This window comes from Geodermatophilus aquaeductus (assembly GCF_900182545.1).
GTDB lineage: Bacteria > Actinomycetota > Actinomycetes > Mycobacteriales > Geodermatophilaceae > Geodermatophilus > Geodermatophilus aquaeductus.
The window spans coordinates 19782-43709 of record NZ_FXTJ01000003.1; the positions used below are offsets into that span (position 1 = coordinate 19782).

Genomic DNA, 23928 nt, shown 5'->3' on the forward strand with positions numbered 1-23928 from the left:
GGGGCGCGGACAGGGAGCGGCGCCGCGGCTCACCGGAAGGGAGCCGCGGCCCGCTCCACCTGCGCGCGGTAAGCCGCGCGGTCGTCCTCGCCGTCGCGGGTGAGGTTGTCGTTGTCCCGCCGCAGGCCGGCGACGCCGTCGAGGCCCTCGCGCAGCACGTCGGCGTGCCCGGCGTGCCGGGCCACCTCGGCCAGGACGTGCACCAGCAGCGTGTGCAGGGTGGGGTGCCGCCGCTCCTCCGGCCACCACGCCACCTCGCCGACGGCGTCCAGCGGCAGCGCCGCGACCGTCGCCTCGGCGTGCGCGACGACCCGCTCGTAGAGCCCCAGGACGTCCTCGCGGGACTCGTCGGCGCGGACCCACAGGTCGTCGTCGTCGCCCGCGTCGGGGTCGTCCCACAGCATCGGCTCGGGGAACGGCCGGCCGAGGCAGTTGCCGAGGTAGCCGGCCTCGACGCAGGCCAGGTGCTTGACCAGGCCGAGCAGGTTGGTGCCCGTGGGTGTCAGCGGGCGGCGGGCGTCGTACTCCGGCAGGCCCTCGAGCTTCCACAGCAGCGCCTCGCGGGCGGTGGTGAGGTAGCGCAGCAGCACGGCCTTCGCGGCGTCGTCGTCCACGCCGGCCACCCTGCCAGCCACCTGCCGCTCAGCCCTGGGCGAGCTGGGTGGCGTAGAGGCAGATCGCCGCGGCCGCGGCCAGGTTGAGGCTCTCCGCGCGGCCGCGCATCGGGATCCGCACGCGGGCGTCGGCGGCGCCGGCCAGCTCCGGCGGGACGCCGCGCGCCTCGTTGCCGAACAGCCACAGCACCGGCCCGGCCAGCGCGGACCCCAGCGCGTCGAGCGCGGTCTCGCCGCCGCCGTCGGCGGCCAGCACGGTCACCCCGCGGGCCTGCAGCTCCCCGACCAGCGGGCCCAGCGGCGCCCCGCGGACGACGTCGACGTGGAACAGGCTGCCGGCGCTGGCCCGCACGGCCTTGCCGCCGTAGGGGTCGGCCGACCCGGCGCCGAAGACGACCGCGCCCGCGCCGCACGCGTCGGCGGTGCGCAGCACGGTGCCGGCGTTGCCGGGGTCGGCCAGGCCGGCCAGCCCGACGGCGAGCCGCGGCGGCTCGGCGGTCAGCCGGGCGGCGGGCAGGTCGCGCAGCGCGCAGACGGCGACCAGGCCCTGCGGCGTGACCGTCTCCGACAGCGAGGCGGCGGCCTTCTCGGTGACCAGCCGGAGGGGGACGGGAGTGTTGACCAGCAGGTCGGAGTGCGCCGCGGCGGCGGCCTCGGTGGCGAAGACCTCGCGGACGTCGTCGGGCGCGGTGGCCAGTGCCTCCGACACCGCCTGGCGGCCCTCGGCGAGGAAGGCGCCCGCCGCGTCGCGGCCGGCGCGGCGGGTCAGCTTGCGGGCGGCGGCCACCCGCCCCGAGCGCTCGGTCAGCAGCTCGCTCACGCCGTTCCTCCCGTCGAGACCTGCGACGTCGTGGTCATCGGGCGCTCACGACCACGAGTGCGCAGGACTCGGGCCGGGGCGGACCCCACACACGCCGACGCCGCCGGTGCCGGCCCTGGTGGGCCGGACACCGGCGGCGTCGGGAGCGGGTGGCTCAGGCGGCCTGCTCGCCGCCGGCCGGGGCCGCGGCGACGGCGGCCCGGGCGGTCTCCACCAGCGCGGCGAAGGCGGCGGGCTCGTTGACCGCCAGCTCGGCCAGCACGCGGCGGTCGAGCTCGATGCCGGCCAGCTTGAGGCCCTGCATGAACCGGTTGTAGGTCATGTCGTTCTGGCGCGCCGCGGCGTTGATGCGGGTGATCCACAGCTTGCGGAAGTCACCCTTGCGCACCTTGCGGTCGCGGTAGTTGTAGGTGGCCGAGTGGAGGATCTGCTCCTTGGCCTTGCGGTACAGGCGCGAACGCTGACCGCGGTACCCGCTGGCGGCCTCGAGGGTCGTCCGGCGCTTCTTCTGGGCGTTGACCGCCCGCTTCACGCGTGCCACGTGAGAACTCCTTGCTCGTTCGGGAGGCGGGGGCTCAGATGCCCAGCAGCTTCTTGAGGGTCTTGGTGTCGCCCGGGGACATGACCTGGTCCTTCTCCAGCCGGCGCTTCTGCCGCGAGCTCTTGTGCTCGAACTTGTGCTGGTTGCCGGCCTGCTCGCGCATGAGCTTGCCGGTGCCCGTCACGCGCACCCGCTTCGCGGTGCCCTTGTGGGTCTTCTGCTTCGGCATGTCCTCGTCGTCCTGTTCGTCCGTCGCTCGTCCGGCGCGGTGCCGTGCGGCAGCACGGAGCTGCCGCACAGCACCGTCGGTCTGTGGTGGTGCGGTCCTGCGGTGCCCGGTCAGGCGGGAGGGGCGGTGCCCTCCGCGGCCCGGTCGGCCTTCGCCTGACGGCGGGCGCCGTCGGTCGCGGCCTGGTTCCGGTGCGGGGCGATCACCATGACCATGTTCCGGCCGTCCTGCTTGGGGTTGGACTCGATGACGCCCAGTTCGGAGACGTCAGCGGCCAGCCGCTGCAGCAGGCGGTAGCCCATCTCGGGCCGCGACTGCTCGCGACCGCGGAACATGACCGTGATCTTGACCTTGTCGCCGCTCTTGAGGAAGCGCTCGACGTGGCCCTTCTTGGTCTCGTAGTCGTGCGGGTCGATCTTGAGGCGCAGCCGCATCTCCTTGATGACGGTGAGCGCCTGGTTCCGCCGGGCCTCGCGGGCCTTCTGGGCGGACTCGTACTTGAACTTCCCGTAGTCCATCAGCTTGACGACCGGCGGCCGGGCCATGGGCGCGACCTCGACGAGGTCGAGCTCGGAGTCCTGCGCCAGGCGCAGCGCCTCGCCGATCGGCACGATGCCGACCTGCTCGCCCTCCGGGCCCACCAGGCGGACCTCGGGGACGCGGATACGGTCGTTGATACGGGGCTCGGTGATGGCCTCTCCTCTGCTCTGTCACACGGGAGGAGGCCGCGCCCACCCGGGCACCGGAGACGACGAAGGCCCCGTGAGCAGGTGCTCACAGGGCCCGTCTCACCGGTACGGTGCCGGCCCGTCGCCGGGCCGGACACGTCGTGGGAGCCGGCCGGGGCAGGCCGGGCTCCCGCGAACCGGGGACCTGGGCGCCTCGACGGCGCCAGGTGGGAGCGGGCTCCTCTTGGTTCAGCGGCCCGGGGTGGGGCCGCTGGAGTGGTTCACGCGCCTCGTGTAGCGGGGAGGCACGCTCATGCTACAGCGTCGGGACGGGATGGAACATTCCGGTCGGCGCGGCCCGCGTGCAGGGACCCGCCGCGAGCGTGCGAGTGGTGGGGGCACGGAGGTCCTTGCTCACTCCCACAGGAGCGGGCCCCGCGCCGGCGCCGGCCGGGCGGCGCGGTCGGCCTCCAGCAGGGCCCGGAGCCCCTCGACGGTGGTGGCCGCCCGCTCGCCGTCGACGGCCTGCAGTGCCGTGATCGAGATCGCGTCGCCGTTGGCCAGCTCCAGCGTGGCCCACCACGCCTTGCGGTCGAAGCGCACCGCGCGGACGGCCTCCCACGGCAGCGTCCGGCCGCCGACGACGTTGCGCACCCGGATCCCGGAGGCGTCGCCGTCGACCCGTGAGCGGCCCAGCGCCAGGATGGCCGCCCCGACGAAGACGCCCACCCCGCCGATCGCCACGCGGTCGGCGGCGTCGAAGGGGTTCAGCGCGTCCGAGGGCTGCGTGCGCAGCGCGACCACGACCATGACGGCGACCACCGCGGCGGCGAGCAGCGCGCAGACTCCGCGCAGCAGGCGGGGGACGGCGGACACGCGGGCGGGGGCGGCGGACGGCGCGGGCACGTCCCCCATCGTCCCAGTCCCCCGGCTGGCAGAGTGCCGGGACGTGGAGGCGACCGCCGTCGAGGTGACCGGGCACGCCCAGCGCAGCGCCTGGCGCGAGCGCTCGGTGCCCGCGGTCGAGCGGGTGCGGCCGGGCCTGTGGTCGGTGCCGGTGCCGATGGGCGGCCCGCTGCGGTGGGTGAACGCCTACGTCCTCGAGCTGGCCGGTGGCGGGCTGGGGCTGGTCGACACCGGCTGGGACGCCGACGACAGCTGGGCGGCGCTGTGCGCGGGCCTGACCGAGCTCGGCGGCGACGTCGCCGACGTCCGCGGCGTGCTGGTCACCCACCTGCACCTGGACCACGTCGGGCTCGCGGCACGGGTGCGCGAGGCCTCCGGTGCGTGGGTGGCGATGCACCCGGCGGACGCGGCCGGCATCACGTCCTTCACCGGCCGCACCCCGGAGGAGATGGTCGAGGAGGAGGTCGCCTTCCTGGTCTCCCTGGGCGCTCCCCCGGAGGACGCGCGCGCCGACGCCGGCACCCCCGAGCAGCGGGCCGGCCTGCTGCGGGTCGCCCGCCCCGACCGGCTGCTGGAGGACGGCGACCGCGCGGACCTGCCCGGCTGGTCGCTGCGCGCCGTGCACACCCCCGGCCACACCGAGGGCCACCTGTGCTTCGCCGACGAGGCCACCGGCCTGTTCTTCTCCGGCGACCACGTGCTGCCGCGGATCAGCCCCAACATCTCCACGCACGCCGGCGGCGCGGCCGACCCGCTGCGCGACTACCTGGGCGCCCTCGGGTCCGTCGCCGGGCAGGTGGCCGACGAGGTGCTGCCCGGGCACGAGTGGCGCTTCCGCGGCCTGGCCGCGCGGACCGCCGAGCTGCGCGCCCACCACGAGCACCGCCTGGCCGAGCTGCTGGCCGCCGTCCGGGAGCACCCGGGCGGCACGCCGTGGGAGCTGGCCGCCCACCTGACCTGGTCGCGGCCGTGGTCGCAGTACGAGCGGCGGATGCGGATCTTCGCCGTCACCGAGACCGACGCCCACCTGCGGCTGCTGGCGACCCGGCGGCTCGTGGTCCGCGACGGGACGGCCGTCCCGCGGTTCGCGGCAGCGACCCTCCGCTGATGGGAGAGCAGGACTAGCGTTGGATCGCCGGACCGCGGCATCTCGAGCTCCCGGGAGAGCCGCGGCTGGTCCTGCGAGGTGCCCGTGCATCGCGACGCCGCCCGCTCCCTCCCCCTGGCCGACGAGCTGTCGGTCGTCTTCGCCCGCATGTCGGGCCTCCTGCTGTCCGAGGAGACCGTCGCCACGGCCCTCGGCCTGGTCGGCTCGCTGGTCCACGAGACCGTGCCGGGAGCGGTGGGTGCCGGCGTCTCGATCGTCGACGCCGCCGGCCGGCGCTCGTCGGGATCGACCGACCCGCGGGTGGAGCGGGCCGACGAGCTGCAGTACGAGCTGGACGAGGGCCCGTGCCTGGCCGCGGCCGCCGGGCGCACCCTCGTGACCGTCGACGACCTGGGTGCCGACCCGCGCTGGCCGCGCTGGGCGGCGGCGGCCCGGGACCTGGGGCTGCTGTCGGTGATGAGCGCGCCGCTGGTGGCCGGGGACCGGACGCTGGGCGCGCTGAAGGTCTACGGCGCCGAGGCCGGGGCGTTCACCGTCCGCGACGCCCAAGTGCTCAGCCTGTCCGCGGCGCAGGCGGCCCTCCTGGTCGCCCACGTGACGGCCCGGGAGCGGGCGCGCCGCGCCAGCGACGAGCTGCGGCAGGCGATGGCCGCCCGGGACGTGGTGAGCACCGCCAAGGGCGTGCTCATGGGCCGCCACGGCATCGGCGAGGAGACCGCGCTGGCCATGCTGCTGTCCCGGTCGGGCGGGGAGGGCGGCACCCTGCGGCAGGCAGCCCGGGCGGTGGTCGACTCCGCCGTCCGGCGGCTCCGGTGACGGCCGTGTCCACCCGCGTGCCGGGCGACGGGCAGACGGCCGGGCTGCGGGCGGCGTTCCGGCACGCCGACCTCACCCTCGAGGAGCTCTGGTTGCGGTACTTCCAGCTCGGCGGCAACGCCGACCTGCTCGACGTCGAGGCGCACCTGGACGGGCTGCTGCGGCTGCCCGACATCGACGGCGACCTGCTCGCGGTGGCGGTCAACGAGCGCCTCGACGAGCTGGTCGTGGCCCGCCGGGTGCCCTACTCGCGGCCGCTGCGACCTCCGCGCCCCACGGCCGGCCCGCTGGCCGCGATCCTGCAGCTGCTCGACGCCGCCCGGACCGCCCCGCCGGACCGGCTCGTCCCGCTCGCCGCGCGGGCCGCCCGCGTGCTCGGCGTGGAGATCGCGGTGCACGTCGTCGACCACGAGCAGCGCCGGCTTATCCGGCTGCCGGGCGACGGCCTGCCGCCCACCGAGCCGGTCGCCGTCGACGGGACGCTGCCCGGCCGCGTCTTCCAGACGACCGAGCCGCTCCCCTCGGAGGCCGGGGGCGTACCGCGCCTGTGGGTGCCGCTGGTCGACGGCGCCGACCGGCTCGGGGTGCTGGAGGCGCGGGTGCCCACCGTGCACGACCTGGAGGACCCCGCCCTGCGGGAGCAGTGCGGGTGGCTGGCCTCCCTGGTCGCGCACCTGCTGGCCTCCCTCGGCGTCTACGGCGACGTGCTCGAGCGCACCCGGCGGAGCGTCCCGCGGACGCCGGCGGCCGAGCTGGTCTGGGAGCAGCTGCCCCCGCTCACCGCCGCCACCGACGGCTTCGTCCTGGCCGGGCTGCTCGAGCCCAGCGCCGACGTCGGCGGCGACGCGTTCGACTACGCGCTCTCCGAGGACACCGTCTCGATGTCGGTGTTCGACGCGATGGGGCACGGCCTGGGCGCGGGGCTGATGGTCGCCGCGGCCCTCGCCGCCGCCCGCAGCGCCCGGCGCGACGGGCGCGGCATCCACGACCAGGCCCGCGCGGTCGACGACGTGGTCTCCGCGACGTTCGCCGACAGCGCCTTCGTCACCGGCGTGCTCGCCGAGCTCGACGTCGCCTCGGGGCGGCTGCGCTACGTCCGGGCCGGGCACCCCCCGCCGCTGCTGCTGCGCGACGGCCGGGTGGTCAAGGAGCTGGTCGGGACCCGGCGGGTGCCCTTCGGCATCGAGACGGCGGGGTTCGCCGTGGCCGAGGAGGTGCTCGAGCCCGGGGACTGGCTGGTGCTCTACACCGACGGCGTCACCGAGGCCCGGGACGCCGCGGGCCGGTGGTTCGGCGAGCACCGCCTGGCGGAGTTCCTCGCCCGGGCCGCCGCGGCCGGGCAGCCCCCGCCGGAGACCGTCCGCCGGCTGATGCGCGCCGTCCTCGAGCACCAGGGCGGGCTGCTGCAGGACGACGCCAGCATCCTCATGGCCTGCTGGAAGACGCGCTGAGGCGAGGCTGACGCACGCGCGGCGACGCCGGGCGGTGCAGGGGCCGACACACGCCCGCAACGCCCACCGGCCACCATGGGGCGGTGACCTCCCCACCCGACACCGCCCCGGAGCCGCTGACCGCCCCGGCGCCGCTGGCCGGGTACACGGTGGCCGTCACCGCCGCCCGCCGCCGCGAGGAACTCGGCGCGCTGCTCGACCGCCGCGGCGCCCGCGTCGTGTACGCGCCGGCCATCCGGATCGTGCCGCTGTCCGACGACGCCGAGCTGGTCGCCGCCACCGAGCAGGTGCTGGCCGCCCCGGTCGACCTCGTCGTCGCCACCACCGGCGTGGGCTTCCGCGGGTGGCTGGAGGCCGCCGACGCCTGGGACCTGCCCCTGGTCGAGCACCTGCGCACCGCGCGGGTGCTCGCGCGCGGGCCCAAGGCGCGCGGCGCGATCCGCGGCGGCGGGCTGGTCGACGCGTGGTCGCCGGCCTCGGAGTCCTCGGCCGAGGTGCTCGAGCACCTGCTGTCGGGGGCGGAGGGCCCGCTGGAGGGCCGCCGGGTCGCCGTCCAGCTCCACGGGGACCCGCTGCCGGACTTCGTCGACGCGCTGCGCGCCGCCGGCGCCGAGGTGCTGACCGTGCCGGTGTACCGCTGGGTGCTGCCCGAGGACGTCGCGCCGCTGCGCCGGCTGGTCGGCATGGTCGTGGCCCGCACCGTCGACGCGGTCACCTTCACCAGCGCCCCGGCGGCGGCCAGCCTGCTCTCGGTGGCCGCCGAGCTCGGCCAGCACGACGACCTGGTGGCCGCGCTGCGCGGCGGGGTGCTGCCGATCGCCGTCGGCCCGGTGACCGCCGGCCCCCTGACCGCGGCGGGGATCGAGACCCTGCAGCCGGAGCGCTCGCGGCTGGGCGCCCTCGCCCGCGAGGTGGTCGCCCGGCTGCCCGAGCGCGACCCGGTGCTGCGGATCGGGGCGGCGGAGCTGCAGGTGCGCGGGTTCGCCGCGGTCCTCGACGGCCGCCTGGTGGAGCTGCCGCCGGGGCCGATGGCCGTGCTCCGCGCGCTCGCGGTGCGCCCGGGGGCCGTCGTCGCCAAGACCGACCTGGTGCGCGGGCTGCCCGGCGGCGGGGACGGTCACGCGGTCGAGATGGCCGTGACCCGGCTGCGCGCCGCGCTCGGCCCCGGCCTGGTCGAGACCGTCGTCAAGCGCGGCTACCGCCTCGCGGTGTGAGGGCGCACTTCCGCGGAGATGCACGGTGCATCTCCGCGGAAGTGCACGTCCCTAGACGCCGGCCATGCGGGCGGTCGGGCGCAGGTAGACCGTCCAGGTGACCGCGACGCAGACGGCGTAGAAGGCGATGAACACCAGGTAGGCGGCGTCGCCGCTGCCGGTGGTCAGGAACGACTGGCGGAAGGCCAGGTTGACCAGCACGCCGCCGAAGGCGCCGACCGCGCCGGCGATGCCGATGAGCGCCCCGGACATGCGCAGCGCGTGCCGGTCGGCCGCGGCGGGGTCCCCGCCGGCGGCCACCTGCTGCTGGGCCTGGGTGCGGAAGATCGCCGGGATCATCTTGTAGGTCGAGCCGTTGCCGATGCCGCTGAACACGAACAGCAGCACGAACCCGACGACGAACAGCGGCAGCGACCCCACCTGGCTGGCGGTGAACACGACCGCGGCGCCCAGCGCCATCGCGACGAAGTTCCAGAACGTGATCCGGGCGCCGCCGAAGCGGTCGGCCAGCGAGCCGCCGAGCGGGCGGATGAGGCTGCCGAGCAGCGGGCCGAGCCAGGTCAGCGACGCGGCGGCCAGCGGGGTGGCGAAGTCGGCCGCGAACTGGTTCTGCAGCACCTGGCCGAAGGCGAACCCGAAGCCGATGAACGAGCCGAACGTGCCGATGTAGAGGAACGACATGATCCAGGTGTGCGGCTCGCGGGTCGCCTCGCGCATGGCCCGCGGCTGGTTGCGCGCCGTCGTCAGGTTGTCCATGAGCAGCGCCGCGCCGACGGCCGCCACGACGACGAGCGGGATGTAGACGACCAGCACGATCCGCGGGTGCTCGACGCCGGCGGTGGCTAGCACGAGCAGGCCGACGAGCTGGATGACCGGGACGCCGAGGTTGCCGCCGCCGGCGTTGAGGCCCAGCGCCCAGCCCTTGAGCCGGTCGGGGTAGAAGGCGTTGATGTTGGCCATCGAGCTGGCGAAGTTGCCGCCGCCGACGCCGGCGAGGCAGGAGACGACGAGCAGGGTCGTGTAGGAGACGCCGGGCTCGAGCACGACCGCGGTGGCGATGGTCGGGACCAGCAGCAGGGCGGCGCTGACGATCGTCCAGTTGCGGCCGCCGAACTTCGCGACGGCGAAGGTGTAGGGCAGCCGCACGAAGGCGCCGAGCGCGGTCGGCAGCGTGGTGAGCAGGAACTTCCCGGCCGGGTCGATGCCGAAGACCGGCTCGGGCAAGAAGAGGACGACGACCGACCACAGGCTCCACACCGAGAAGCCGACGTGCTCGGAGAACACCGAGAAGAACAAGTTGCGGCGGGCAACGCGCTTGCCGGTGGACTCCCAGAACGCCGGGTCCTCGGGGCGCCAGTCCTCGATCCACCGCCCGCCGCGGGGGAGGCCCGGGGGTGCGGCGGGGCGGGTGGACGGCGCGGTGCGGGTGGGGGCGGCCATGGTCGAGGAGCGTCGCGGGCCGCCGTTTCCCCGCCGTCGCCGTCGGGCTGAACTCGTGTTCCGATCTGCTCACCGGCCCTGCCCCGCTGTGGTGAGGGCGCCGCTCCCCGGCCGACGGCGGGCGGCGCGCCGGGCCATGATCGACGTCGTGGCGGAGTACACGGAGGCGGCACCGGGGCGCACGCTCGTCGAGTCCGGTGAGCTGGTGGCCGGGTCGATGGCGCGCACGGCCGCCGGTCTGCTGTTCGACGACGGGTCGGCGAAGGTGCGCCTGGACGACGGGTTGGCGCGGTGGCTGCGCCGCGCCGCGACCACCGCCGACGCCGACCCGGGCGCCCCGGTCTCCTCGCGCGCCCGCTGCCGCGCCGGCGCCGCGCTGGCCTTCGCCGCCGAACTGTCGGTGACCCGCGCCCACCAGGGCCGCGCGGTGCGCACCGACGGCTTCCTCACCCCCGGGCCCGGCGAGCGCGCGCCCGCCGACGAGGTCGCCGAGGCCACCGTCCTCGCCGCGCGCGGCACCACCGAGGAGTGGCGGGTGCGCCACCTCGGCTACCTGCTCGCCGAGGCCGCCGTCTCCCCCGACCTCGACGCCGCCGTCGTCCTCCGCGGCCTCCGGTCGGCCACCGACCTGACCGGCCGCCAGTGGGTGCTGCTGGCCGCGGTGGGCCGGCGGGAGCGCACGCCGCTGCCCATGACGCCGGTGCCGCAGGACCCGCGCGGCTGGACGGCGTGGGGCGCGCTCGAGGACCTCTCCGACCTGCAGCGCCGCGGCCTGCTCGACCCCCCGCCGGCCACGCCCCGCCCCGGCGGCGCGGCGCTCCCCCGGCTGCGCCCGGCCGACCTGCGGCTGACCCGCCGCGGCGTGCTCGTGCACCGGCTGCTCGCGCTGGACTTCGTCCGGGACGCCGCCGTCGCGGCCGCGCTGGCAGAGCTCGCCTGACAGCCCGCCGCATCACCACGGGGGTGCGGCGTCCAGGCCGGTCGGGTGCCCGGCGCCCGGGTGCGCGGGGCCCGGGAAGCGGGCGCGCAGGGCCCGGTGGACGGCGTCGGGGTACGGCTCCGCTGCCGTCACCGCCTCGCGGACCAGGTCGAGCGCCGCAGCGGTCCCGGCGCCCAGGGCGACCGCGGCCGACGCCGTGGCGAGGACGTCGGAGGCCAGCAGGAGCTCGACGGCCAGGAGGTCCTCGAGCAGCCCCACCGCCGCGTCGGCCTTCCGGACGCTCAGCGGGGCACCCGTGGCGTGGTCCTCGACCCCGAGGTCGAGCGGCGGGACGTCCAGGGTCGCCGGCGCGGCCAGCTGTTTCAGCTCGGCGACGACCGCGGCGGCCGGGTAGCGCAGCGCCAGGCCGTAGGCGGCCGCGGGAGGCGGACCGGCGAGCTGCCGGAAGAACGCCTCCCAGAGGTGGGCCATACGGCGCTCGCCGAGCTGCCCGACCTGGGCGACGGCGATCCGCAGCGCGTCGGCCGCGATGGCGAGCACCATCGGGTGGAAGTTCCCGTTGCTCACCAGCGTCCGGTCCTCGACCGACACCAGGGGGTTGTCCGCCGCGGCGGCCAGTTCGGTCTCGACCGCCGCACGCGCCGCGGCGACGTACTCCCGGAGCGCCCCGTGGACCTGCGGGACCACCCGGAACGACAGGGCGTCCTGCACCGACACGGCGCTGCCGGGCGTCAGCAGGGCGCTGCCGGCCAGCAGCTCGCGGAGGTGGTCGGCGGCCGCGACCTGACCGGGGACACCTTTCGCCCGGCCCACGGCGGGGTGCAGGACCGACGGGTTGGCCCGCATGGCCTCCATCGACACCGCGGCGGCGACGTCGGCCGCCTCCGCGGCTCGTGCCGCCCGGGCCACGACCAGCGCCGCCTGGCCCACCGACACCCCGTTGGCCGAGATCAGGGCGAGCCCGTCCTTGCCGGCCAGGACCAGGGGCGCGATCCCGGCCCGCCGCAGCGCCTCCCCGCCGGCGAGCACCTGCCCTCGGTACTCGGCTCGGCCCAGCCCGACGGCGACCTGCGCCATGCCGGCCATCTGCCCGATGTCGGCCGCGCCCACCGAGCCGGTCCCCGGCACCAGCGGGTGGATCCTCGCGTTGAGCATCGCCACCAGGGTGTCCGCGACCGCCGGCGAGGCGCCGGAGCCGCCCCGGGCGACCCCGGCCAGCCGAACGGCGAGGGCGGCACGCACGACCGGCACCGGGAGCGGCGGACCGATCCCGCCGGCGTGCGACCGGACGAGGAACTCCTGCTCGCGGTGGACGTCCTCCGCGTTCAGGCGGGTGTTCCTCAGGTGGCCGACCTGGGTCGTCAGGCCGTACACCGCGGAGCCGGCGGCGAGGGCCTCGTCGACGATCGCCCGCGCGGCGACGATGCGGTCGCGTGCCGGGCCGTCCAGCTCCACGCGGGCGCCGTCGACGACGGCGAGCAGGTCGTCGACCGACATCGGCGCGGCGCCGATCCGGACGGTCGTCATGGCGTGCCTCCAGGGCCGGGAGGGTACGACGCGCTCCTCGTCCGCGGGCCGTCCGCGCGCCCGCCCGGGAGGCTCAGGCCGAGCGGGCGTACGCGGCCGGGGTCGTCGCCAGCATCCGGCGGAAGTGCCGGGTCAGGTGGGCCTGGTCGAAGAAGCCGACCGCCGTCGCCACCTCCGCCGGGGGCAGCCCGTCGAGCAGCAGCCGCCGGGCCCGGTCCACCCGCCGCCCGGTGAGGTAGCGGTGCGGTGGCAACCCGTGCCGGCGGGTGAAGGCGCGGACCAGGTGGGTGGGGTGCACGGCCCACGCGGCCGCCGTCGCCTCGAGGGAGACGCCCTCGGTCAGCCGGGCGTCGAGCAGGTCGCGCAGCCGGTCGGCGAGGGGGTCGTCGCGCACGGCGGGAGCCGGGGCGACGGCGCGGTCGAGGTGCTGGCGCAGCCGCTCGAGGACGAACGCCAGCCGGCTCTCGGCCTCCAGCCCGTCGGGGTGCGGCGCGAGCGCGGCGTGCAGCCGGGACACGCGGTCGCGCAGCACGCGGTCGGCGAAGGCGGGCCGGTCGACGGCGAGACCGACCCGCTGCTCCCCCAGGGTCGCCGGCTCCAGGTAGAGGACCCGCTTGCGGAAGCCGCCGGGGAACTGCGAGCGCCCGTCGTGCGGCACCCCCGGCGGCAGCAGCGTGACCGCGGCCGGGGAGGCGCCGTGGGCGTGCCGGTCGAGGTCGTAGCGGACCGCACCGTCGTCGATCAGCAGCAGCGTCCACGCGTCGTGGGTGTGCGGCGGGTAGACGTGGTCGGTGAACCGGGCGTGGAACACCTCGGTCAGGCCGGGCACCGCGGGGCGCCAGGCGACCACGTCGGCTGCCACGTCAGGAACGTACAAGAACCGGCGGCCCGCCCCGGCCGACGCTGGGGCCCATGGAGACGCTCTTCGCCGAGGACACCACCGACGTCGGCCCGCCGTGGCCCACGAAGATCGCCGTCGTGCTCCGCGAGGACCTGCTGCCGTGGCAGGAGCTCAACGTGACCGCCTTCCTCGCCAGTGCCGTGGCCGCGGCGGTGCCCGAGCTGATCGGCCGGCCCTACGAGGACGGCGACGGCACGCGCTACCTGGCGATGATCCGCCAGCCGGTGCTGGTGCTCACCGGCTCCGCCGAGGTGCTCGCCCGGGCCCGCACGCGGGCGCTGGAGCGGGGCCTGCCGACGTCGGTGTTCACCGCCGACCTGTTCGCCACCGGCGGGGACGCCGAGAACCGGGCCGCCGTCCGGGCGGTGCGCGGCGCCGACCTCGACCTGGTCGGGATCGCGGTGCACGGGCCGAAGAACGTCGTCGACAAGGTCACCAAGGGCGCCCACATGCACCCGTGAGGGCGCCGGCGCCGGGCCCACGTGTGCACACAGCGCGGCCCGGAGCGGCTCGCTACCGCGCTGCGTGCACACCGCGGGCATCATCGCCGGGATGGAGGAGCCCGGCACCCGCGTACCCGTGACCCACGAGCACTGCGACCACGTCACGGGGCCCTTCTTCCACGGGACGCGGACGGCGTTCGCGGTCGGCGACGAGCTGGCCCCCGGCCACGGCTCCACCTTCCAGGAGGGCCGGGTGTCGAACAACGTCTACTTCACCGCGGTGCTGGAGACGGCCGTCTGGGGAGCGGAACTGGCGACCGCGCTGGCCGGGGACGAGGAGCGGGGACACGTCTACGTCGTCGAGCCGCTGGGCTCCTTCGAGGACGACCCGAACGTGACCGACAAGCGGTTCCCGGGCAACCCCACGCAGTCCTACCGCACCCGCTCCCCGCTGCGCGTCGTCGGCGAGGTGGACGACTGGGAGGGCCACGCCCCCGAGGTGCTCCAGGGGATGCTCGACAGCCTGGCGCGGCTCCGCGAGCAGGGCCTGGACGTCATCGAGGACTAGGACGTGTGCACTTCCGCGGAGGTGCACCGGGCATCTCCGCGGAGATGCACGTCAGACGTCGACGACGAGCATCCCGTCCACCTCGCGCACCGGGTAGACGCGCACCGGGCCGACCCCGCCGGTCGACGAGCCGTCGGTCCACCGGAACCCGTAGAGGTGCAGCGGGCAGACCAGCACGTCGGGGTCGGTCTGCCCGTCGGCGAGCGGGCCGCCGGCGTGCGGGCAGGCGGCCTGGGTGGCGTGCAGCGACCCGTCGCGCAGCCGGAAGACGGCGACCTGCACGTCGCCGGCCACGAACGCCCGCCCCTCCCCCGGCGGCACGTCACCGACCCGCGCGACGGCGTACGCCCGGCCGGTCGGCGGTGCCGCGGTGCCGGGGACGGCGACCCCGGTGGCCGGCGAGCCGAGCTCCGTCCCCGGCGTGGTCGGGGCCTCGGCGACCTCCAGGTGCGGCGCGGTCATCGGACCGGCACCTGCGGCAGCGCGACCAGCGGCAGCGCCGGGCGGAACTGGCCCGGCGTCGCCGGTTCCCGCCCGTCCTGGCCCCACGGGTCGGTGTAGGCGTCGACCGAGCGCTGCAGCGCCGCGTCGAGGTCGGCGCCGAGGCCCTCGGCGTCCTCGACCACCACGCGCTGCAGGTGCTCGAGGCCCACGCGCGGCACGAAGTCGTAGGTCCGCTCCAGCCAGTTGGCGTTCTCGCGGTAGTACTGCACGAACCGGCCGGCCAGCGCGATCACCGCCTCCGGGGAGTCGACGGTGGCCAGCAGGTCGCCCTTGCGCACCGTGGCCCCGGCCGCGCCGCCGACGTGGACCTCCCAGCGCCCGTTGCCCACCGCCACCACGCCGACGTCCTTCACGTAGGCCTCGGCGCAGTTCCGCGGGCAGCCGACGACGGCCATCTTGATCTTCGCCGGGCTCTCGATGCCCTGGAAGCGGGTCTCCAGGTCGATGCCGAGCTGGGTGGAGTCGCCGAGGCCGAAGCGGCAGAAGTCGCTGCCCACGCAGGTCTTCACGGTGCGCATGCTCTTGCCGTAGGCGTAGCCCGAGGGCATCCCGAGGTCCTCCCACATCGCGGGCAGGTCCTCCTTGCGGACGCCGAGCAGGTCGATCCGCTGGCCGCCGGTCACCTTGACCATCGGCACCTCGTACTTCTCGGCGACGTCGGCGATCCGCCGCAGCTGGGCCGGCGTCGTCACCCCGCCCTTCATCTGGGGGACGACGGAGAAGGTCCCGTCGCGCTGGATGTTGGCGTGCACCCGGTCGTTGACGAACTCGGCGTCCTTCTCCCGGACGAACTCGGTGCCCCAGACCGTCTTGAGCAGCGAGGTCAGGCCCATCTTCGAGCGGGCGTCCTCCTTGCCGCCGGGGGCGAGCGCGGCGAACACGGCCGACACGCTGCGCAGGTCCCGCTCGCGGATCGCCGCGATCAGCGCGGGCTTGGCCAGCGGGACGCCCGGCACGTAGTACGAGGCGGCCGGGTCCTCGGTCACGTCGCCGTCGGCGGCCCACTCCACGATCTGCTTGACCAGCGACTTGCAGGAGCCGCAGCCCTTGCCGGCGCGGGTGCGGTCCATGACGGCGCCCACGCTGCCGCAGCCGTCGGCGACCGCGCCGCAGAGCGCGCCCTTGGTGACGCCGTTGCAGTTGCAGACCTGCGAGTCGGCCGGCATCTCGGCGACGCCAACCTCCTCCTTCCCGTCGGTGAGGTCGACCAGCAGCCGGATGCGCTCCTCGGGCAGCGCGCTGCCGCGGTCGAACGCCTGGGTGAGCGCGGCGACCTTGCGGGTGTCGCCGAGCAGCGTGGCGCCCACCAGCCGGTCGTCGCGGATCACCACCGACAGGTGCACGCCGCGCCGCGGCTCGGAGATGACGAGGAACTCGTCGGAGTCCCGCTCGGGGGTGCTCACGCCCATCGTGGCGACGTCGACCCCGGCGACCTTGAGCTTCGTCGCCGTCCGGCTGCCGTGGTACTCGGCCGTCGGGTCGGTGCCGGTGAGGACGTCGGCGAGCACCCGCGCGTGCTCCCACGCCGGCGCGACCAGGCCGTACACCGAGCCGCGGTGCTGGGCGCACTCGCCGATGGCGTAGACGTCGGGGTCGTCGGTGCGCAGCTGGTCGTCGACGACGATCCCGCGCTCCACCTCCAGCCCCGAGCGGACGGCGACGTCGGTGTGCGGCCGCACCCCGGCGGCGACGACGAGCAGGTCGCAGTCCAGCCGCCGCCCGTCCTTGAGCAGCACGCCCTCGACGTGCCCGTCGCCGAGGACCTCGGTGGCCAGCACGTCGAGGTGCACGGTGATGCCGAGCGCCTCGACGCTGCGCTCGAGGATGGCGCCGGCCTCGGCGTCGAGCTGGGCGTTCATCAGGTGCGGCATGGCGTGCACCAGGTCGACCTGCATCCCGTGGCCCTGCAGCGCGCGGGCGGCCTCCAGGCCCAGCAGCCCGCCGCCCATGACGACGGCCCGGGTGCAGCGCGTGGTGGCGGCGAGCAGGTCGCGGGTCTCGTCGATGGTGCGGAAGCCGTACACGCCCGGCAGCAGGCTGCCGTCGTCGCGGCGGACGCCGGTCATCGGCGGGATGAAGCTGTAGCTGCCGGTGGCGAGCACCAGGTGGTCGTAGGCGGTGGACGTCCCGTCGGAGCCGTACACGACCTTGGCCGCGGTGTCGATCCGCTCCACCCGGACGCCGGCGCGCAGGGTGATCCCGTTGTCGGCGTACCAGTCGTGGCTGTTGAGGACGATGTCGTCCTCGGACGTCTCCCCGGCCAGGACGGGGCTGAGCATGATCCGGTTGTAGTTGCCGTGCGGCTCGTCGCCGAACACGGTGATCCGGAACTGCTCGCCGCCCCCGCGCTCGAGGACCTCCTCGACGAGGCGGGCGCCGGCCATGCCGTTGCCCACGACGACGAGCCGCCCGCGGGTGTCGAGGTCGTCGTCGTCCATCGCGATCGTGGTCAGCCCCTCGGGCCGACCGCCCAGCACGGCCGTCATCACACCTCCACCAGACCCAGGTCGACGACGAGCTCGCCGCTGACGCCCTCGGGCGCGGCGGCGTGCAGCTCGACCACGCAGCCGCCGGGCAGGTCCTCGACCACCCGCAGCGGCACGTGCACGTCGCCCTTCGCGCCGATGGGGAACCACCGCATCGGCTCGCCGTCGCGCAGCAGGAGGACGTAGACCAGCTCGCCGGTGGAGTTGCCGCCGCGGAAGTACAGCGCCTGGGCGGTGGCGCCGGCCGGCACCTGGTAGCGCAGCGCCGGGTCGACAGGGCCCGGCTTGGCCAGTCCCTCCCCGGTCAGCGGGAAGACGCCTTGCAGGAACTTCGGGGTGCTCTTCACGCGGGAGGTCCTCCTCCGGGTCGGGGGGCGTGGTGCGGGCGGTGCGGCGAGGGCGTGCGGTCGCGGCGCGGGCTGGCCGGCGGCCTCGGGCGGGGGGACGCGCTCCTCGGGGCCGCCGACGCGGGTGACCGCGACGGCGCAGACCTTGAAGGCCGGCATCCGGCTGACCGGGTCGAGCGCGGGGTCGGTGAGCGCGTTGGCGCTGGACCCGCCGCCCCAGTGGAAGGGCACGAAGACCGTGTCGGGGCGGATGGTGTCGGTGACCTGGGCGGCGAAGCGCGCCCGGCCGCGGCGGGTGGCCAGCTCGACGACGTCGTCGTGGGTGATGCCGAGCCGCGCGGCGAGGTCGGGGTGCAGCTCCGCGCGCGGCACCGGCGCGACCATCTGCAGGCTCCTCGACCGGCGGGTCTGCGTACCCGACTGGTACTGGGCGAGCACCCGGCCGGTGGTGAGCACGTACGGGTACTCGTCGTCGGGCTGCTCGTGCGCGCCGGCGTGCTGGACGGGTACGAACCGCGCGCGGCCGTCGGCGGTGGCGAACCGGTCGGCGAACAGCCGCGGCGTGCCGGGGTGGCCCGGAGCCCCGTCCTCAGCGGCAGGGCAGGGCCAGAAGACGCCCTGCTCGTCGTCGATGCGCGCGTAGGTGATGCCGGAGTAGTCGGCCGCGCCCCCGGCGCTGGCCCGGCCGAGCTCGGCGAAGACGGTCTCGGGGTCGGCGGAGAACAGGTGCCCGGTCCCGAGCCGGCCGGCCAGCTCGGCGAGCAGCGCGAGGTCGTCGCGGACGCCTTCGGGCGGGTCCATCGCGCGGCGCCGGCGGATCACCCGGCCCTCGAGGTTGGTCATCGTCCCGGACTCCTCGGCCCACATCGCGCTGGGCAGCACGACGTCGGCCAGCGCCGCGGTCTCGGAGAGGAAGAAGTCGCTGACGGCGAGGAAGTCGAGGTCGCCGAGCCGGCTGATCACCCGCCGGGCGTCGGGTGCGGAGACGGCGACGTTGGACGCGAGCACCAGCAGCGTGCGGACGCCGCCGTCGGTACCGAGCGCGTCCAGCAGCTCGAAGGCGCTGCGGCCGGGTTGGGGCAGGTCGTCGGGGTCCACGCCCCAGACGGCCGCGACGTGCGCGCGGTCGGCCGGGTCGGCGAGCTTCCGGTAGCCGGGCAGCTGGTCGGCCTTCTGTCCGTGCTCGCGCCCGCCCTGCCCGTTGCCCTGCCCGGTGAGCGTGCCCCAGCCGCTGCCGGGCCGGCCGGGCAGGCCGAGGGCGAGCGCCAGGTTGAGCCACGCGGTGGCGGTGTCGGTGCCCGAGCTGTGCTGCTCGGCGCCGCGGGCGGTCAGCACCATGGCGTTCCGGGCGTGGGCGAGGGCGAACACGGCGCGCCGCTGCTGCTCGACCGGCACCCCGGTGATCCGCTCGACGCGGTCGGTCCAGTAGCTGCGCACCGCGTCGCGGACGGCCTCGAAGCCGGTGGTCCGCGCGGCGACGTAGGCCTCGTCGACCAGCCCCTCGGTGATCGCGATGTGCAGCAGCCCGTTGGCCAGCGCGAGATCGGTGCCCGGCAGCGGCTGCAGGTGCAGCCCGGCGTTGCGCGCCGTCGCCGTCCTCCGGGGGTCGACGACGACGTGCAGCGCGCCGCGCGCCCGGCCGGCGTCGAGGTACTGCATCGCCGGCGGCATGGTGTCGGCCGGGTTGCTGCCCACCAGCACCACGACGTCGGCCTCGGCGACGTCGGCCAGCGGGAACGGCAGCCCGCGGTCGATGCCGAACGCGCGGATCGCGGCCCCGACCGCCGAGGACATGCAGAAGCGGCCGTTGTAGTCGATGGCGCTGGTGCGCAGCGCGACCCGGGCGAACTTCCCGAACTGGTAGGCCTGCTCGTTGGTCAGCGACCCGCCGCCGAAGCAGCCGACGGCGTCGCGGCCGTGCTCGGCCTGCGTCCGCCCGATCGCCGCGACCACCCGGCCCAGCGCCTCGTCCCAGGTCGACTCGACCAGCGGGCTGGTCCGGTCGCCGGGCACCGCGCGCACCAGCGGGCGGGTCAGCCGCTCGGGGTGGTCGAGCAGTTCCGCGGCCGACCAGCCCTTCGAGCACAGGCCGCCCCGGTTGGTCGGGAAGTCGAGGGGTACCAGGGTCGCAGGACGGTCCCCCGCGGTGACCGCCATGCCGCACTGCAGCGAGCAGTACGGGCAGTGGGTCTCGGTGGTCCGCGTGCGGGGTCCGGCCGGCGCAGCAGCACCGGGGACGAGGGTTGCGGGCACGGCCACGAGCGTCGGGGGCGGCGGTTTCCCCGCGGCCACGACGACGTCAAGGCTGCGTTCCGGGGACCTCACGACCCGCGGGAGCGTCCCGTGCGGCGCGGGGAGGCAGGATCGGCGAGGACGAGGGAGGGCACGTGGTCAGGAACGAGGACACCGTCCCCATGCGCCGTCCCGACCCCGACTCCCCCGAGGCACGGGGGAGCTCGGCCGCCGTGCTGCCGGCGGGGCCGCCCGGGACGGGCCGGGCACCGCTGGACCGCCGCCGCATCCTCGGGGCGGCCGTGGAGTTCATCGACCGCAACGGCCTGGCCGCCCTGACGATGCGCCGGCTCGGCGCCTCCCTCGGAGTGGAGGCGATGGCCCTCTACCGCTACGTGCCCGGCCGCGAGCAGCTCCTCGACGGCGTGGTCGAGACCGTCGTCGACGAGCTCTACGGCGATCCCGACGTGCACCTGCGCGCCGCCGGTGGCTGGCAGGACTTCCTGCAGCGGCTGGCCCACGGCGTGCGGCGGATCGCCCTGGCCCACCCCGAGGTCTTCCCGCTGGTGGCCACCCGGCCGCCCGCGGCCCCCTGGGTCCGCCCGCCGCTGCGCAGTCTGCGCTGGGTGGAGTCCCTGCTCACCGCGCTCGTGGACAGCGGCTTCACCGCCGAGGCGGCGGTCGCGGCCTACCGCGCCTACTCGAGCTTCCTGCTCGGCCACCTGCTGCTCGAGGTGTCGCAGAAGGGCGTGCAGATCAGCCCCGAGGACGCTCCGGAGGGCGTGCCCGACACCGGCACCGACCTGTCGCAGTACCCGCTCGTGGTCGAGCTGGAGGAGCTGCTGTCCCGCGACGAGTCGGCCGCCGAGTTCGAGGAGGCCCTGGAGAACCTGCTGGGCCGGCTGGAGACCGTCCGTCGGGAGGGCCGCGTCCCCGGCGAGTAGGGCGGTGTGGGTTTACGACGTAAACGACGGGGCACCCCCGGAGTGGCCCGCTGACCCCCGGCACTCCGCCGCGTGCGGGAGCGGGCCGAACCCCGAACCCTCCGCGAGGAGAACACGATGATCACCGACCAGCAGATCAACGACGTCATCGGCAGCACCGCCGTCGGCCCCGACGGCAAGCACGGCAGCGTCGGCGAGGTCTTCCTCGACGACGAGACCGGCCGTCCCGAGTGGGCGACCGTCCGCACCGGCCTGTTCGGCACCAAGGAGGCCTTCGTGCCGCTGGCCGACGCCACCGTCTCCGGCGGCGAGCTGCGCCTGCCCTACGACAAGGCGAAGGTCAAGGGTGCCCCGCACGTCGACGTCTCCACCGGCCACCTGTCGCCGCAGGAGGAGCAGGAGCTCTACCGGTATTACGGCCTCGGTCACGGCTCCGGGGGGACCGCCGGCCAGACGACGGGGACGACCGACACCGGTCGGATGGAGAACTACGGCACGGGTCAGTCGTCGGAGGCGACCGACACCCGGCAGACGGGGAACTACGCCACGGGTCAGGCGACGGGTACGACCGACACCGGTCAGGCGGGCACCTACGCGTCCGACCGGACGCGGACCGACCAGGACCTGACGACGGCCGGCGCCGGCACCGCTGGGACCACGGGCACCGCGGGCCACACAGACCGCGACCGTGACGGCGTACGTGACGACCTCGAGACCCGCGGCGCCGTCGGCCACGACACCTCCGGCCCGACGACCGACAACGCGATGACCCGCTCCGAGGAGCACCTCAACGTGGGCACGCAGCGGGTCGAGGCCGGCCGGGCGCGGCTGCGCAAGTACGTCGTCTCGGAGAACGTGACCGAGACCGTGCCGGTCTCCCGCGAGGAGGTCCGGGTCGAGCGCGAGCCGATCACCGACGCCAACGTGGGCAACGCCATGGACGGGCCGGCCATCTCCGAGGAGGAGCACGAGGTCGTCCTGCACGCCGAGCAGCCCGTGGTGTCCAAGGAGGCCACGCCGGTCGAGCGCGTCCGCCTCGACACGCAGACGGTGACCGAGCAGCAGCAGGTCTCCGACCAGGTCCGCAAGGAGCAGATCGAGGTCGACGACGACCCGAGCACCCGTCGTCGCTGACCCCGCCGCGGACCGGTCGGCCCCGCCGGCCGGTCCGCACCCCTCTCCTCCCCTCAGGAAGGCACCATGAGCTCCTCACTCGGTGGCCCGCCCGGCTCCGACGCCGGCTCCGGCTCGGTCGGGGCGTCGGCGACCCGCGGCAGGGCGCGCGACGCGGTCGACGCCCAGCACGAGCGCTTCGGCGGCATCAAGTGGGGGGCGGCCTTCTTCGGCTGGCTCTCCGCCAACGGCCTGGCCGTCATCCTGCTGGCCCTGCTCTCCGCCGCCGGCGTCGCCCTCGGCCTCACGCAGGTCTCCAGCGTCGGCCAGGCCGCCGACCAGGCGACCGCCCAGGCCGACACCATCGGCGTCGCCGGCGGCATCGCACTGCTGGTCGTGCTCTTCCTGGCCTACCTCGCCGGCGGCTACGTCGCCGGGCGCATGGCCCGCTTCGACGGGGTCCGCCAGGGCGTGGCCGTGTGGGTGATCGGCCTGCTGGTCGTCGTCGTCCTGGCCGTGCTCGGCGCGGTGCTCGGCCACGAGTACAACGTGCTCTCGCAGTTGAACCTGCCCAGCATCCCGATCAGCGGGGACACCCTGACGACGGCCGGGATCATCGCCGGCATCGCCGCGCTGCTGGTCACGCTGCTCGACGCCGTCCTGGGCGGCACGCTGGGCACCCGGTACCACCGCAAGGTCGACCGCGCCGGCTTCGACGTCTGAGCCGGCACGGCCCCCGCGGGGCCGGTCCCCCACCGGGGGCCGGCCCCGCTGCCGTGTCCGGGCCCGTCCCCGGCGGCCGTGGTGTCATGGCGGCATGAGCGAACCCGGCCGGACGGTGCACATCGGCGTCCCGCTGATCCGCCAGGCCGAGGCGCGTGACGTGCCGCGGATCGCCGCCACCCTGACCGTGGCGCTGGCCGAGTCGCGGTGGGTGCGCTGGGCGCTGCCGCTCGACGGGCGCACGCAGCGGCTCACCCGCCTCGCCGAGCTCGACGCCGGGCACCGCGGCGTCACCACCGGGACCACGTGGGTCAGCGAGGACGTCGACGCCGTCGCCTCCTGGGACGCGCCCGCGGGTGCGGCGACGCCCGTGCCCGCCGACGTCCGCGCCGCGCTCGACCGCGAGGTCCCGCGGCTGCACGCCGACCGCGCCGACGCCGTCGCCCGGACCGAGGCCGCGCTCGCCGCCGCACTCCCCCAGGGACCGCACTGGCGGCTGCGGGCGCTGGGCACCCGGCCGCGGTCCCGCCGCCGCGGGCTGGGCGGGGCGGTGCTCGCGCCGGCGCTGGCCCGCTGCGACGCCGAGGGCGTCCCCGCCGCGCTGGTCGCCCCCGCCTGGGCGATCGTGCGCTTCGCCCGCGGCCTGGGCTTCGAGGTGACCGAGGCGACCCGCTCGGCCGACGGGCAGCTGCCGCTCTGGGTCGCCGTCCGGCCGCCCGGCGTGCCGATGCCGGAGCTGTAGCCCGGCCGTCAGTCCCAGCTGCCGCGGCGGCGCTTGATCTCCCCGCGCCGCTTCTTCTCCGCGATCCGCCGCTCCTGCGAGCCGCGGGTCGGCTTCGTGCGCCGCCGGGCCGCGGGCGGGGCGGCCAGCGCCGCGCGCAGGACCGCGGCCATCCGCTCGCGGGCGGCACCCCGGTTGCGCAGCTGCTGGCGGTGCTCACTGGCCGTGACGGTCAGGACGCCGTCGACCAGCCGCCCGGCGAGCCGCTCGGCCAGCCGCTGCCGCTGGACGTCGGTGAGCCCGCGCAGCTCCAGCGGCGCCAGCGACAGCTCCACGCGGGAGTCGGCGGTGTTGACGCCCTGTCCCCCCGGGCCCGACGACCGGGAGAACCGCCACGACAGCGCCGCGGACGGGACGACGAGGGAGCCGGTGACCGGGAGGTCACCGGAGGCGTCGTCACTGGCGGGCACCGGTGCAGTCTCGCCGACCGGCACGGCCGCCGCAGTCACGGGTCGACAGCGCCCGTCGGCGTGTCGACACGCCGAGCGATCCGGGACGCCGCCGGACGCCCACCCGGCGTGTGACCTGGGACAACGTGGACCGGCCCGTATCGTTTCTCCGAGAGCTCCGGGATCGAGGCTGGACGTCGTTACTTCGGCTACCTAACGTCAG

At 75.9% G+C, this 23928-nt stretch carries 24 protein-coding genes; 11 read left to right on the forward strand and 13 right to left on the reverse strand.

Going from position 1 to position 23928, the window contains the following annotated elements; all coding sequences use genetic code 11:
* Positions 1-29 precede the first annotated feature (29 nt).
* The 6 genes from FN207_RS08955 to FN207_RS08980 form a co-directional block, all read right to left on the reverse strand.
* On the reverse strand, positions 30-614 hold the full coding sequence (locus FN207_RS08955; protein WP_142458191.1) for a DinB family protein: 585 nt from the start codon (positions 612-614) through the stop codon (positions 30-32).
* Between the two features lie 28 nt (positions 615-642).
* A complete protein-coding gene (locus FN207_RS08960) occupies positions 643-1434 on the reverse strand; it encodes a TrmH family RNA methyltransferase (RefSeq protein ID WP_142458192.1) in 792 nt (263 codons plus the stop codon).
* A 154-nt stretch (positions 1435-1588) separates the two neighbouring features.
* Entirely contained in the window at positions 1589-1975 is a 387-nt protein-coding gene (gene rplT, locus FN207_RS08965; protein ID WP_093579784.1) for a 50S ribosomal protein L20, read from the reverse strand.
* 34 nt (positions 1976-2009) lie between these two features.
* A complete protein-coding gene (rpmI, locus tag FN207_RS08970; protein WP_110007835.1) occupies positions 2010-2204 on the reverse strand; it encodes a 50S ribosomal protein L35 in 195 nt (64 codons plus the stop codon).
* Positions 2205-2314: 110 nt separating this feature from the next.
* Entirely contained in the window at positions 2315-2845 is a 531-nt protein-coding gene (infC, locus tag FN207_RS08975; RefSeq protein ID WP_246065912.1) for a translation initiation factor IF-3, read from the reverse strand.
* Positions 2846-3286: 441 nt separating this feature from the next.
* Positions 3287-3787 carry a PH domain-containing protein gene (locus FN207_RS08980; protein WP_142458194.1) on the reverse strand — a complete coding sequence of 167 codons (501 nt, stop codon included), beginning with the start codon at positions 3785-3787 and terminating at the stop codon, positions 3287-3289.
* Between the two features lie 34 nt (positions 3788-3821).
* Here FN207_RS08980 and FN207_RS08985 point away from each other — a divergent pair, with 34 nt between their 5' ends.
* The 4 genes from FN207_RS08985 to FN207_RS09000 all read left to right on the forward strand — a co-directional run bounded on the left by FN207_RS08985 (position 3822) and on the right by FN207_RS09000 (position 8367).
* Positions 3822-4886: an MBL fold metallo-hydrolase gene (locus FN207_RS08985; RefSeq protein WP_221888123.1), complete on the forward strand. Its 1065-nt coding sequence runs from the start codon at positions 3822-3824 to the stop codon at positions 4884-4886.
* Between the two features lie 78 nt (positions 4887-4964).
* A complete protein-coding gene (locus FN207_RS08990) occupies positions 4965-5702 on the forward strand; it encodes a GAF and ANTAR domain-containing protein (RefSeq protein ID WP_142458196.1) in 738 nt (245 codons plus the stop codon).
* Between the two features lie 5 nt (positions 5703-5707).
* Positions 5708-7153, forward strand: a complete 1446-nt coding sequence (locus FN207_RS08995) for a PP2C family protein-serine/threonine phosphatase (RefSeq protein WP_246065914.1) — start codon at positions 5708-5710, stop codon at positions 7151-7153.
* An 83-nt stretch (positions 7154-7236) separates the two neighbouring features.
* Positions 7237-8367: a uroporphyrinogen-III synthase gene (locus FN207_RS09000; protein ID WP_142458198.1), complete on the forward strand. Its 1131-nt coding sequence runs from the start codon at positions 7237-7239 to the stop codon at positions 8365-8367.
* A 51-nt stretch (positions 8368-8418) separates the two neighbouring features.
* Here FN207_RS09000 and FN207_RS09005 read toward each other — a convergent pair whose 3' ends face one another.
* Positions 8419-9807 carry a nitrate/nitrite transporter gene (locus FN207_RS09005; RefSeq protein ID WP_142458199.1) on the reverse strand — a complete coding sequence of 463 codons (1389 nt, stop codon included), beginning with the start codon at positions 9805-9807 and terminating at the stop codon, positions 8419-8421.
* A gap of 148 nt (positions 9808-9955) precedes the next feature.
* On the opposite strand from FN207_RS09005, the gene FN207_RS09010 reads away from it, so the two are divergent.
* Entirely contained in the window at positions 9956-10747 is a 792-nt protein-coding gene (locus FN207_RS09010) for a hypothetical protein (protein WP_246065915.1), read from the forward strand.
* 12 nt (positions 10748-10759) lie between these two features.
* On the opposite strand, the gene FN207_RS09015 is transcribed toward FN207_RS09010, so the two are convergent.
* Positions 10760-12274, reverse strand: coding sequence for an HAL/PAL/TAL family ammonia-lyase (locus FN207_RS09015; RefSeq protein ID WP_142458201.1), 1515 nt, complete (start codon positions 12272-12274; stop codon positions 10760-10762).
* 73 nt (positions 12275-12347) lie between these two features.
* Complete coding sequence (locus tag FN207_RS09020; RefSeq protein ID WP_221888124.1) at positions 12348-13136, reverse strand: AraC family transcriptional regulator; 789 nt, start codon at positions 13134-13136, stop codon at positions 12348-12350.
* Between the two features lie 50 nt (positions 13137-13186).
* On the opposite strand from FN207_RS09020, the gene FN207_RS09025 reads away from it, so the two are divergent.
* Both FN207_RS09025 and arr read left to right on the forward strand, forming a co-directional pair.
* Positions 13187-13636: a DUF2000 domain-containing protein gene (locus FN207_RS09025; RefSeq protein ID WP_142458203.1), complete on the forward strand. Its 450-nt coding sequence runs from the start codon at positions 13187-13189 to the stop codon at positions 13634-13636.
* A gap of 91 nt (positions 13637-13727) precedes the next feature.
* On the forward strand, positions 13728-14186 hold the full coding sequence (gene arr, locus FN207_RS09030) for an NAD(+)--rifampin ADP-ribosyltransferase (RefSeq protein WP_142458204.1): 459 nt from the start codon (positions 13728-13730) through the stop codon (positions 14184-14186).
* A 51-nt stretch (positions 14187-14237) separates the two neighbouring features.
* Here the strand turns inward: arr and FN207_RS09035 are convergent, their stop codons facing one another.
* Genes FN207_RS09035 through FN207_RS09045 form a run of 3 tightly spaced genes read right to left on the reverse strand, consistent with a single transcriptional unit; the run spans position 14238 to position 19776 of the window.
* Positions 14238-14648, reverse strand: a complete 411-nt coding sequence (locus FN207_RS09035; protein ID WP_142458205.1) for a Rieske (2Fe-2S) protein — start codon at positions 14646-14648, stop codon at positions 14238-14240.
* Positions 14645-17176: a nitrite reductase large subunit NirB gene (nirB, locus tag FN207_RS09040; protein ID WP_246065916.1), complete on the reverse strand. Its 2532-nt coding sequence runs from the start codon at positions 17174-17176 to the stop codon at positions 14645-14647. The genes FN207_RS09035 and nirB overlap by 4 nt, the downstream gene beginning before the upstream one ends.
* Positions 17176-19776, reverse strand: a complete 2601-nt coding sequence (locus FN207_RS09045; protein ID WP_246065917.1) for a molybdopterin oxidoreductase family protein — start codon at positions 19774-19776, stop codon at positions 17176-17178. The genes nirB and FN207_RS09045 overlap by 1 nt, the downstream gene beginning before the upstream one ends.
* Positions 19777-19910: 134 nt before the next feature.
* Here FN207_RS09045 and FN207_RS09050 point away from each other — a divergent pair, with 134 nt between their 5' ends.
* The 4 genes from FN207_RS09050 (at position 19911) to FN207_RS09065 (ending at position 23277) form a co-directional block, all read left to right on the forward strand.
* The gene (locus tag FN207_RS09050; protein WP_246065918.1) at positions 19911-20699 is read left to right on the forward strand and encodes a TetR/AcrR family transcriptional regulator C-terminal domain-containing protein; all 789 of its coding nucleotides are present in this window, start codon (positions 19911-19913) and stop codon (positions 20697-20699) included.
* A 117-nt stretch (positions 20700-20816) separates the two neighbouring features.
* Positions 20817-21833: a DUF2382 domain-containing protein gene (locus FN207_RS09055; protein WP_142458206.1), complete on the forward strand. Its 1017-nt coding sequence runs from the start codon at positions 20817-20819 to the stop codon at positions 21831-21833.
* 66 nt (positions 21834-21899) lie between these two features.
* A complete protein-coding gene (locus FN207_RS09060) occupies positions 21900-22535 on the forward strand; it encodes a hypothetical protein (RefSeq protein WP_142458207.1) in 636 nt (211 codons plus the stop codon).
* 94 nt (positions 22536-22629) lie between these two features.
* A complete protein-coding gene (locus FN207_RS09065; protein WP_142458208.1) occupies positions 22630-23277 on the forward strand; it encodes an N-acetyltransferase in 648 nt (215 codons plus the stop codon).
* 8 nt (positions 23278-23285) lie between these two features.
* Here FN207_RS09065 and arfB read toward each other — a convergent pair whose 3' ends face one another.
* Positions 23286-23726 (reverse strand): alternative ribosome rescue aminoacyl-tRNA hydrolase ArfB, encoded by a 441-nt coding sequence (gene arfB / locus FN207_RS09070; RefSeq protein ID WP_142458209.1) that lies wholly within the window; start codon positions 23724-23726, stop codon positions 23286-23288.
* Positions 23727-23928 lie beyond the last annotated feature (202 nt).